At 60.2% G+C, this 11525-nt stretch carries 9 protein-coding genes and 1 tRNA gene; 3 read left to right on the forward strand and 7 right to left on the reverse strand.

Translation table 11 applies throughout. The features are described from left to right. Window positions 1-3 precede the first annotated feature (3 nt). Complete coding sequence (gene murJ, locus EXQ56_11405) at window positions 4-1815, reverse strand: murein biosynthesis integral membrane protein MurJ (protein MSO21046.1); 1812 nt, start codon at window positions 1813-1815, stop codon at window positions 4-6. Between murJ and EXQ56_11410 the strand changes: the two genes are divergently transcribed. Beyond that, window positions 1735-2928 carry a cysteine desulfurase gene (locus EXQ56_11410; GenBank protein ID MSO21047.1) on the forward strand — a complete coding sequence of 398 codons (1194 nt, stop codon included), beginning with the start codon at window positions 1735-1737 and terminating at the stop codon, window positions 2926-2928. The genes murJ and EXQ56_11410 overlap by 81 nt on opposite strands. Window positions 2929-2956: 28 nt before the next feature. Beyond that, on the forward strand, window positions 2957-4168 hold the full coding sequence (mnmA, locus tag EXQ56_11415) for a tRNA 2-thiouridine(34) synthase MnmA (GenBank protein ID MSO21048.1): 1212 nt from the start codon (window positions 2957-2959) through the stop codon (window positions 4166-4168). A gap of 5 nt (window positions 4169-4173) precedes the next feature. On the opposite strand, the gene EXQ56_11420 is transcribed toward mnmA, so the two are convergent. The 6 genes from EXQ56_11420 to EXQ56_11445 all read right to left on the reverse strand — a co-directional run bounded on the left by EXQ56_11420 (window position 4174) and on the right by EXQ56_11445 (window position 11062). Then, window positions 4174-4941 carry a GNAT family N-acetyltransferase gene (locus EXQ56_11420; protein MSO21049.1) on the reverse strand — a complete coding sequence of 256 codons (768 nt, stop codon included), beginning with the start codon at window positions 4939-4941 and terminating at the stop codon, window positions 4174-4176. A 66-nt stretch (window positions 4942-5007) separates the two neighbouring features. Continuing rightward, window positions 5008-5874, reverse strand: a complete 867-nt coding sequence (locus tag EXQ56_11425; protein MSO21050.1) for a nucleoside triphosphate pyrophosphohydrolase — start codon at window positions 5872-5874, stop codon at window positions 5008-5010. A gap of 108 nt (window positions 5875-5982) precedes the next feature. Further along, a complete protein-coding gene (locus EXQ56_11430; protein ID MSO21051.1) occupies window positions 5983-6717 on the reverse strand; it encodes an alpha/beta fold hydrolase in 735 nt (244 codons plus the stop codon). A gap of 132 nt (window positions 6718-6849) precedes the next feature. Further along, window positions 6850-8535 carry a (2,3-dihydroxybenzoyl)adenylate synthase gene (locus tag EXQ56_11435; GenBank protein ID MSO21052.1) on the reverse strand — a complete coding sequence of 562 codons (1686 nt, stop codon included), beginning with the start codon at window positions 8533-8535 and terminating at the stop codon, window positions 6850-6852. Window positions 8536-9045: 510 nt separating this feature from the next. After that, window positions 9046-9813, reverse strand: a complete 768-nt coding sequence (locus EXQ56_11440) for a hypothetical protein (protein ID MSO21053.1) — start codon at window positions 9811-9813, stop codon at window positions 9046-9048. A 151-nt stretch (window positions 9814-9964) separates the two neighbouring features. Continuing rightward, window positions 9965-11062: an AI-2E family transporter gene (locus EXQ56_11445; GenBank protein ID MSO21054.1), complete on the reverse strand. Its 1098-nt coding sequence runs from the start codon at window positions 11060-11062 to the stop codon at window positions 9965-9967. A gap of 385 nt (window positions 11063-11447) precedes the next feature. Here EXQ56_11445 and EXQ56_11450 point away from each other — a divergent pair. Further along, window positions 11448-11523 (forward strand) — tRNA-Phe (locus EXQ56_11450). Window positions 11524-11525 lie beyond the last annotated feature (2 nt).

Raw genomic sequence — 11525 nt, forward strand, 5'->3', positions numbered from 1 at the left:
CTGCTACTTCCGTCGCCGCGCGAACGCGCCCTTCAGGTCCTGCACGCGCGCCACGCCGAGCCACGAAGCGCTGAGCACAAACACTCCCACGAACACCGCGCCCCCCGCCACACCCTGCCCCAGCGCAAGCGGGATGGTTAGTTCATCTACGGCGAGATACTTTAGCGCAAGATATGTCGGCACGCCCGCCACGGCGGAAGCCGCGCAGGTGCGCGCGAGATAGTTCATCACCGGCACGAGCGAAACCTGCAGCCGCCGGAACAGCACCACCCAAAGTCCGAACGTGTAGACCAGCACGGCGATGGTGCTGGCGGCGGCCAGACCCAGATGCGCGTAGTGCCGCGCGCCAAGCCAATAAAGAGGCAGCGTAAGCAACGTCAGCCCCGAGCCCACCAACGTCGGGGTCAGCGTGTCGCCGAGCGCGTAGAACCCGCGCCCGATGATTCCTTGCGCGGCCCACGCGAAAGCCCCGAGGAGAAAGATGAGCATCACCGTGGCAGTCTGCTCGATGTCGGCGGGACCCATCTTCGTCCGCGAAAATAGTATGTACACCACCGGCTTGCTTAACAGGCCCAGCAGCAGCGACGCCGGGACCACGGTGAGGATCACGTGGCGCAGCGCGTTCTCAAGGCTGCCGTGCATCTCGTCCCATTTCTGCTGCGCCACGAGGCGCGCCATCTGCGGAAACGCGGCCACGCCCGCCGCCTGTCCGAACACGCCCACCACGATGCGCATGAGTTGCTTGCCGTAGCCCAGCCAACTGATCGACGCGGCGGCGAGATACGACCCGAACCAGCGCATCGCCCAGTCATCCACAATGATCACCGAGAAGCCCAGCATGATCGGCCAGGTCAGGTGCAGAAAGCGGTGAAAGCCGGGATGGCTCCAGTCGAGTGCAAGGCGGAAGCGCGCCGACACGCGCCACGCGCCGTAGATTTGCAGCAGGCAGTTGCCGAGCAGGCTGCCGGCGAGCACGCCCCAGGAGAACGCCTCCACGCCCATCCGCTCGGAGAACAGTACGCCGAACAGGATGATCATCCCGTTGTAGATGAGCGGCGCGAGCGAGGGAATCAGAAAACGGTTCTGCGCGTACTGCACCGCGCTCATCACACCGCCGATGAAGAAGAACGCCTGCGCGGGCAGCATGATGCGCGTCAGTCGCGTGACCATCTCCTGTTGCTCGGGCGCGAATCCCGGTGCCAGCCACCCTGTAAGCACCGGTGCGTAAATCTCGGCGACTACCAGCAGCGCCACCAACAACAGGCTCATGGTAGTCAGCACAGTCGAGAAAATACGCCAGGCCTCTTCCTCGCGCCGCGACATGAAATACTCAATGAATACCGGCACGAATGTAACGCTCAACGCGCCGCCCGCCAGCAGATAGTTGAGAATGTCCGGGATGGTGAAGGCGGCGTAGTAGGCGTCGGTCAGCGCGTTCGAGCCAACCTGAGCGGCGAGGACCCACTCGCGGAAGAATCCCAGCACGCGGCTGAGTAGCACGCTGACAGTGACAATCATCGTCGCGCGCAGGAACATCTGCCGCCCCTGTGCGGACATTCCCGCGTCGGGTTTATTCGTTGCAGGCGATTTGGATTCAGGTGTGCTCACGAAATCACAATGGAGGCATCGGTGCAGAACGCGGGGCCTCGTGTTCGATGATGCTATACTTTTGTTGGCGGCGAAAGTACCAGCGACCCCGCCAATGGCGGACGTTCTATCGCCGCCAACAGCCTTATGCGAGCTTATTTTGACCACAACGCGACCACGCCCATCGAGCCGGTTGTCCTGGACGCGATGCTGCCCTACCTGCGCCATGAGTTCGGCAACGCCTCCAGCATCCACACGCCCGGCCAACGCGCCCGCGCAGCCGTCGAGCGCGCCCGCACGCAGACCGCCGCGCTGATCGGCGCTCATTCGGAGGAAATTATCTTCACCAGCGGCGGCACGGAGTCGGACAATTTAGCCATTTTGGGCGTTGCTCGCGCCAACCGTTCTTCGCGCAGGCACATCATCACTACCGCGATTGAGCACCACGCCGTGCTCCATCCCTGCCGCGCCCTCGGGCAGAAATCGTTTGATGTTACTTATCTTTCCCCGGATCAGCATGGCTTCGTGACTCCCGAATCGCTTCGCGCCGCGATCCGACCAGAAACATTGCTGGTTTCCATCATGCACGCCAACAATGAAACCGGTGCGATTCAGCCCATCGCGGAACTAGCCGCCATCGCGCATCGGGCCGGCTCGTTGTTTCACACCGACGCGGTGCAGAGCGCCGGCAAGATTCCCACCGACGTCCCTACCCTTGGCGTGGATTTGCTTTCGCTGAGCGCACACAAATTTTACGGCCCAAAGGGTGTCGGCGCGCTCTTCCTGAAGACCGGCGTCGCGCTGGAGCCGCTCCTGCACGGTGGACACAACTTCGGCGAGCCTCGTCCCGGCACGGAAAACGTGGCGGGCATTGTGGGTCTCGGAGCCGCCGCGCAGTTCGCCACCAAACACATGCAGAATGATGCAGTCCAAATCCGCGCGTTGCGCGATCAGATCGAGAGCACGATGCTAAGGGAGTTCCCGCGGGATATCTGCCTTCCCAACTTCCCTCTGTTGCCTGGAGCGGAGAGTGATGGCGCACGGATGCCGAATACCACGAACTTCTCTTTCCAGGGAGTGGATGGCGAGGCGATGGTGATTGCGCTCGACCTGTCGGGATTTTCCTGCTCGACTGGTTCAGCCTGTTCATCGGGCACGGTGGAGCCGTCGCATGTCTTGTTGGCGCTGGGCCGCTCGCCGCAGATGGCGCGCGGAGGACTCCGCATCAGCCTGGGCCGCCACAATACCAACGCGGAAGTCGACTCACTTGCTCGCGTGCTCATCGATGCCGTGCGGCGGTTGCGCGCGCTGTCTCCTGATGCTGTGGAATCGGTAAGATGAAAACCTGCTTACTTACTAAGTTATAACTATGAGCTGCGACCCACTCACTCCAGATACTCTACTCACTCTGCGCAATGACCTCGCTGCTCTGCCGAGGCAGAGTGGCGAAGGCCCCTTTGTCGCCGTCGGCATGAGCGGTGGTGTCGATAGTTCCACGGTTGCCGCCATTCTCCACGGCAATGGCTGCCGTGTTGTCGGCCTGACAATGCAACTCTATGATCAGCGCCGCAATGCCGCCAGTGTTGACGATCATGCCGCTGCGCCAACTAAGGTCTCAGGCCGCTGCTGCTCCGGCAGCGATGTTTACGATGCCCGGCGCGTCGCCGAGCATCTCGACTTCCCGTTCTATGTGCTGAACTTCCAGAACCAGTTTGAGAAGTCAGTGATTAAGCCATTCGTCGCGGAGTATCTGGCGGGCCGCACTCCCATCCCGTGCACGCTCTGCAACAACCACGTCAAGTTCGAAGACTTGATGCGGACGGCGCGGCAGATTGGCGCGGACTATCTCGCCACCGGTCACTATGCCCGCGTGGAGCATGATGCAACACGCGGCCGCTATCTGCTGCTCCGCGCCGTGGATGAGTCAAAAGATCAGACTTACTTTCTTTTTGGACTCACTCAGGAACAACTCAGCCGCACGTTATTCCCTCTCGGGGGAATGCGCAAAACGGAAGTGCGCGAGATCGCGGCAAAGCACACTCTCCCCGTGGCGCAAAAGCCGGAGAGCCAGGAAATATGTTTCGTCCCTGACGGCGATTACCAAGGATTTATCCGTAAGTTCAACAACGACTCGTCCAGTGAAATTCCGGCCCATGAAGGAGACATCGTCGGCAAGGATGGACGAGTGATGGCGCGCCACAGCGGCGTTGAGAATTTCACAGTCGGCCAGCGCAAAGGACTCGGCATCGCCACGGGATCGCCGCTCTACGTTATTTCACTCGACCGCGACACTCAGCAGGTGCGCGTCGGTGATGACAGCGAGCTGCTGGCGCGCAGCTTCATCGTGCGCGACGTCAACTGGATTGCCTACGCAGCCGCGCCCGCGCGGTTACAGGCGACGGTGAAGATTCGCCACCAGCATGTCGCGGCGCCCGCCACGCTGCACGTCATTGACGAAAGCGGTCGCGTGCGCATCGAGTTCGACTCACCCCAGCGAGCGATCACGCCAGGCCAAGCCGCCGTGTTCTACGAAGGCGATGTCGTCGCCGGCGGCGGATGGATTGAGTCAGCCAGCGATTGACTCACTCAGGACCTCTCACCCGACAACTCATCGACCTCCGATAATATATAAGCGCCACGAGTGCCCTCCGTGGACTCAAAAGAGGAAACGGCTAATCCCGCAGCGAAGGCTTCCTGAAACTTAATACGGAGATGCTGCTGGATGCTCGCCGTTGAGTGAGACGAGTCACTCGCATCAATTGAGTGAGTCAGACTAAAGTCTATTCTACTGGCAGATGGTGTCACTAACTGGAGTGAGCCATTCGCCGCGGCGCGCACGCGCGCGGAATCGAGCCACCACTCGGCGACGAGTCGGTCCGTGGGCAGGCCGCGATGCAGCGGGCTGGAACTGATTCCGTAGATGTTCGGCAGGTAGCGGCGGGCGATGGCGCCCAGCCGGTTCAGATTCAGCGCCGCGTTCTTCCATTCGAGCGGATCAAAGGTCCACTCGATCCGCTTGATCCCGCGCGCCAGGGCCTCGCGCCGCTGCTCCCACTTGAGCTGCTGGCCAACTCCGGCACGGCGAAACTCAGGCAGCACGGCCAGCATGTGCGAGTGCAGATAGAGTTGCGCACCATGCAGCGCGGGAATGGCCAGGCAAAATCCTGCCATACGCCCACTCGGCGCAAATGCCGCGATCACCTGGCCCTCCACTTTTCGCGCGACAACGAACATGCGCACCGGGATTAGGTCGCGGTCGTCGAAGCCCCACACAGACTTCTGTAACTCCACGCATTGGCGAAAGTCGTCGATGGTGTGGCAGTGGCGTATCTCGAATTGTGAGTCAGTGGTCATTGAATGTGACTCATATTACGGTTCTTGTGACTCAATCAGGACCGCTCCCTTCCGGTTGCGGCTCTGTTAGCGCGGCGCGCCATACATGGACTGCTTGGCCTGATTCCAAAGCGCGTCCATTTCGGCTAGACTCGATTCGCGCGGCGTTCTGCCTTGCTTCTTCAACTCGCGCTCGATCCACTGGAAACGGCGGCGGAATTTGCGGTTTGTGGTGCGTAGCGCGCTCTCGGGATCAACTTTTAGGAATCGCGCGGCGTTGACGGCGGTGAACAGCAGGTCGCCGACTTCGGCCTCGATGCGCGCCTGCAATTCTTGTTGGCCCGCAGATGGCGGAGCGGCGTTTGGCGTGGGCTGCTTCTGCCGCGCCTCGGCCTCCAGCTCGCGCGTTTCCTCCTGCATCTTCTCGAGAATGCCGTCGAGCGACGGCCAGTCGAACCCGACATGCGCGGCGCGCGAGCTGAGTTGATACGCCTCCATCAGCGATGGGATGTTCGACGAAACGCCCTCCAGCACGGACTCAGGTGCGTGATACTGTTCGCCACGCTCGGCCATGCGTTTTTTCTTTTCTTCCGCTTTCAGCAACTCCCATTTTTTCAGAACGTCGGCGGCGGTGGCGGCATCACCATCGGCGAAGACGTGCGGGTGGCGCGCGACCATCTTCGCGTGGATGCGCTCGATGACGTCTTCAATGTTGAAGCGGCCCTCTTCCTGCGCCATGCGCGCGAAGAAAACGACTTGCAGCATCAGGTCGCCCAGCTCGCCGGTGAGTTCGTCCCAGTCGCGCTCGGCGATGGCATCCAGTACTTCATAGGTCTCTTCGAGCAGGAACGGCTTGATGGAATCGAACGTCTGCTCGCGATCCCACGGGCAGCCGCCGGGGCCGCGCAGCCGCGCCATTAGCTCTACGAGCTTCGGAAAGTTTTCGCCTGTCATTCAGATGAACCTCGTGATGGCCGACGGAAAAGCGGGTCCCTCGCGTTGCTCGGGATGACGACCATAAAAATAATTGCTGAGACAACTTACTATTGTTTCGCGGAATCGCTATGCGGGTAAAGAGGAAAGAAACGCGTCGAGCGCGCGATGGAAGGCCTGCTCCTGCTCGACTTGTGGATAGTGGCCGCAGGGCGAGAGCATTTCGAGACGCGCGCCCGTGATGCCGTCAGCGAGAAAGCGGCAGAAGTTTTCGGGAGCCATCTTGTCCGCGTCGCCGCCGATGACCAGCGTTGGCACTTTGATCTCAGGCAGGCGCGCCATCACATCGAAATTGTTGTTGGCCTGGAAATCGCCGTAGGTGGCCTGCGCGCTGGCGTCGCCGATCATGCTCTCGAGCGTGCGAACGACGAGCGCGGGAATATCAGGATGGACCATCTGCGCGGCGGGAATAATGTGGGTGTGCGCAGGCTTACGGTTGCCAAACTCTGCGGCGGTTTTCGCGGCCGCCTCAATAAAGTCGGGACGCATCTTCAGGCGCGCACCCGTGGCGACCAGGACCAGCGCGCGCACGCGCGCGGGATGATTGAGCGCTAACGTCAGAGCGACACCGCCGCCCATCGAGTGGCCGACGACCACCGCGCGCGCCATGCTCGCTTGATCCATCAGGCGACAGATTTCGTCGGCGTTGGCTTCGTGGCGGTCGTTGCCCGTCTCGGCAAGACGCGCGCCGTGGCCCGGCAGATTGATTGCCAGTGTGCGATGGTTTCCCGCGTAGTGAGTCGTTTGTAGTGACCACGCCGCTGAGCTGTCTCCCGCGCCGTGAATGAAAACCAGGTATGCCATTGTTGGATTCCTTTTCTATATTAATTGTCATTCCGAGCGGAGCGAGGAATCTGCTGTGCGTCCATGTGGCGATCGATAAAGCGGATTCCTCGCTCCGCTCGGAATGACAATTAAAGCAGTCATTCAAGAGAATCACGCGCGGGCTTCGGCGCGCATCTTATCGGCGATGATTACACGCAGATCCTTCTTCGAGACTTTGCCCACGTGAGTGAGCGGGAACGCCTCGACCAGTTCCAGCCGCTCAGGCAATTTGAACTTGGCGATATTCCTAGACACGAGAAACGCGCACAGTTCGGCGAGCGCGAGCGTGCGCCCGGGGCGGGGAATGACGAACGCGCAACTCTTCTCGCCCATCACGGCGTCGGGCATGGCCACCACTGCGATCATGTGCACGGAGTCATGCCCGAGGATCAGATTTTCGATCTCCTCGGCGCTGATTTTTTCACCACCCCGGTTGATCATGTCCTTCTTGCGGCCCTCGACGGAGACGTTTCCGGCGAGCGGACCTGCGGCGTGCAGGCGCACCATGTCGCCGGTGCGATAGAAGCCGTCGGTGGTAAAGGCGGATTGATTGTGCTCCTCGGCTTTGTAGTAACCGCAAATGGTGTACGGCCCGCGCGTGATCAGCTCACCGACCTCACCGGGCGCGACATCGTGGCCCTCGTCATCGACAACGCGTATCTCCTCGTGAGGCGACGCGGGACGGCCCTGTGTCTCGCGGATCACGGCGAGTGAGTCATTCGGTCGAGTGAGATTGATCAGTCCCTCGGCCATGCCGAAGGCGTGTCCCACGGTTACCCACGGCCACGTGGCGCGAGTACGATCGACTAACTCCGGCAGCATCTTCTGACCGCCGGCGCAGACGAAGCGCAGTGAATTAAGATCGTACTTCTCGCGCTCCGGCGAGTTGAGCAACATGATCAGCAGAGCGGGCGACAACGCAAGGAACGTCCCCTTGTCGCGCTGAATCGCCTCGAAGACTGTCGCCGGATCGGGCGTCAGCGACATGGCGACCGACCCGCCCACGGACAGCGCGCCGACCATGCCTGGCGCGCCCAGCGGGAAATTGTGCTCGGCGGGAATCACCACCATGAAGACCATCGAGGATTCCCAGCCAAGCGCTTCGGCGCAGACGCGTGCGTTGTAAATGTAGTCGGCGTGCGTGCGCGGGATGAGTTTGGGGATGCCGGTGGTTCCGCCGGAGAGCAGGAAGAACGCCACATCGTAGGGATCAGGGCGTAGCTGCCGGATTGAGTCGGTGGGAGTACGTAGGTCGAGTGAGTCACTGGTAAGTGGGTCATCCAGCATGGGAGCAAGATACTTTACATCCGGCTCTACCCCTGTTCCCAGAGCAAACACGTGGCGCAAAGCGGGCGCGGCGGCCTGTATCTCGCGCGCCATGGCGATGTAATTGCAGCCGCGAAACTCCGGTGCGACGAAATACCCGGTGGCGCCGGTAAGTTGCGCGAAGTAAGTCAGCTCTGCCTGACGATGCGGCGGCAGACACAGCACGGGCATTACGCCGATCTTCATCAGCGCGAAGAAGACGACGTTGAACTCCCAAACATTCGGCAGTTGCAGAAGAACGATATCGCGGGGCCGCAAGCCCTGATCGAGCAGATGCAGCGCGAGGCGGTCGGAAAGTTGATTCAACTCCGAGTAGTTGATGCGCCGGTTTTTCGCCGCCACGGCAAAATGTTCGGGGAAGCGCGCAGTGGTCTCTTCGAGCAACTCGCCCAGCGTCTGCGGTTGCCAGATGCCGTCGCGCTTATAGCGCTCGGCAACCTCGGCGGGATAGGGTGTGCAACCTTCGAGCATGTGTATATGAGTCCTTTTGAAAGCGTCTGTTCATTTTATGATAAATCGCATGGGAATGGTGGAATAGAACTAAAGCGGGCAGATGGTGACGCGCTCGGCACCGTCACGCATAGGGCGGGAACCGCAAAGTTGGTCAGAGTGGTGGATTTGGAAAATTTAGGCAATTTGTGCGACCGGCGGAACCACGAATTTGGTCAGGTTGGAAAATTTGGATAATTTGGCGGCCAATTGGGGCCGGATGGGGAGAGAGTATGGAGCAGAATTGTGCTTTTTGGATTTTGGTTTTCCCGAACCTCGCACCCCCATCCCGAATCCCGGAATTTGGTCAGAGTGGTCAGAACCGTGAACGTGTGCACTTTGGGCAGAACCGCAAATTTGGATGATCTGGAGGGCTGGCAGGAACCGATTTGGCGGCGAATTTAAGGCGAACATTTCTGCGCGGACAAGCGAAAGGCCCGCGCCAAGAAAAACGCTTGACGCGGCTACAAAATCCTGGCGACGCGGGGCGGATTACAGGAAGCGGCGGTTGGCTTTTTCGTCGGGGATGGTCATGCCCAAGGCGCGCAGTTTTTCGTCGACGTAGCGGCGGTAGGACTGGCGCATGTCTTCGTTGGTCATGGTCTTCAGACCCCAGTGGAGGAAGCGCGGGTTGCGCTTGGAGGTGGAGGTGCCGAAGGTGTCTAGCGCGGCAGGGTACCATGTGTAGAGTTTCTCCTGCGCCTCGGCCTTGCCCTCGGGAGTCTTGCAGGTGGCCTCAAGAAAGCGGTAGCCCATGTCGGAGTGGCCGTACTCGTCGCGCTCAATGGTGGGCGCGATGCGGCGCAGCGGCAGGTAGCTGGAGTGCTTCCACTCGCCGGCGTGGAAGGCGCCGTTGAGGTCGAGGAAGAAGTTGAACCAGTTCATGTCGGTCCAGGTGTTGCGCGGCAGGTGGAAGGCGTAGTGGGCAAACGGCGTGTCGCGGAAGACCAGGTCCTTGTCGATCTCCATGATGAGGCGGTGGAACATGATGCAGTGCTTCATCTCCTCGGCGACGTAGCCGGCCATGGTGAGCTGCGCGTCCTGATGGGGCGCGTACTTGCCGGCGTTGTCGAGCACGCTCTCGAAGAAGACCATGAAGCTGCGGTTGCCGGTGCGCTCGCCCTCGTGCGACATCATGCGCACCAGCAGCTCGCGGTACTCGTCAGGCAGCGGATCGCCAATGTCAAATGTTTGCGGGGGTGTTTGCGGGGGTGTTTGCGAAGGCGTCTGCGGGGGTGTTTGCGGAGATGCTTCAGGCATGGTTGGTTGGACTCTTTCTTTTGATAGTATCTGCACTCCAGCTCACGCTCCCAGGTCGCGCGCCCGGGCGGCACATTTGAGAAGAGCTATTCTGCGGCGAGAGATGCGCCATGTCAAGATCGTCAGCCTGCACGGCGCCCAAGCCGCGCAGCTAAGTAAATGGGGGCGGGGAAAGACCAGGTGGCGATAAATCCACGGGCGCTGCCTCCAATTTGCGATACTCGGCGATGAAGCGGAACAACTGGAGGAAGACGGAGAAGATCAGCGGGCCGACCAGAAACCCGATGAAGCCAAACACCTGGCTGCCGCCGATGATGCCGATGAGGATCACTACGGGATGGACATTGGAGTGCTGCGAGATGAGTCGCGGACGGATGAAGTTATCGAGTTGCATGACGATCAGGCCGCCAAACAGAAGCAGACCCGCGCCATCCATCGTCTGCCCCGCCGCGAGCTTCAGCAGCCCCGCCGGGCCCCAGATCAACACCGTGCCAACAAACGGGAAGAATGCGCAAAGCATCATCAGCGCGGTTAGCGGACCGGCCTCCGGAACGTTGAAGACGAGCAGGCCGATGCCTCCGATGCCTCCTTGAATGATGGCTGTGAGCACCTGGCCATAAAAAATTCCGCGCATCACACCGGTGACTTCTGACTCAACGCGGCTCTTCAGCGTATCCGGCAAAGGCAGAGCATCCAGGAAGGTAGCCCAGATCGTTTCGCCCTCCTTACTGAAATAGTAGAAGACGAACAGGCAGACAAATATCCCCAAGCTTGCATTGAACACAGACCCGAACAGGTCGGGAATCGCCGCCAGCATGAAATCACGGCCCTGATCGACCATCTTTTCCAGATAGTCGGCCAAATATTCATTGTTGCGAGCAGCCAGCCATGCGCGCGCATTCACCAGCAGCGTTTTGCCGCGCTCCACCTGCAGCGCGGAAGTAAAGTCACTGGAGATGCCCTGAATTACCAGTACCAGCGGCACGGCAAAACTCAGAAAGGCGACGAAGGTCAACAGGGCGGCGCGAATTTTGGCCGAAGCGATGTACTTCCGCATCCTCAGATTAAATGGATGCAGCAAGTAGGCCATGACCACGGCTATGACGACGTAAGGAAAGACCGGCCAAATCAAAAGAACGGTAAGGGTTAGAAACGCGACGAGCAGAAATAGAAAGTAGGTCAGGCCACCGGCCATTAAATGCCCCCGATCGAGCGTGAGAGTTGGTCGATAGAAAACATGCGTGTCCACTCCATCCCTGGTCCATTCCTGGTCCGGATCAAAGTCCCGGTCGAGGTCCGTCTCGAACTACGCACGAGACCTCTGATCGCACAGCCGACAGGACCGCCCGGAATACGAAGGCTTTGCCGACACCCAATTTTCCGCGATGCCCCGGGCAAATACAAGGGAATCTGCGGAGTGTTGCCCCAAATGATAAAATGAGTCGGGACCGGACAACGCTCGCACGCCGAGCCATGCGGATTGTTCCACTCCAGCAAATGCTGAAAGTTGACAGAAGCGGAAACAGCCCGCTACAATTCGAAGGTTGTCCTTTGCGCACCGCAATGGTTGTGCAAGGCAAGACGGAACCGACAGGGCTCCATTGCGGCTCATCCGCATTAATGAATGTCAAGATGGCCAGGTAGCTCAGCTGGTAGAGCGCAGCCCTGAAAAGGCTGGCGTCGGCGGTTCGATTCCGTCCCTGGCCACCATT

Source organism: Acidobacteriota bacterium (genome assembly GCA_009691245.1).
Classification (GTDB): Bacteria; Acidobacteriota; Terriglobia; order 2-12-FULL-54-10; family 2-12-FULL-54-10; genus SHUM01.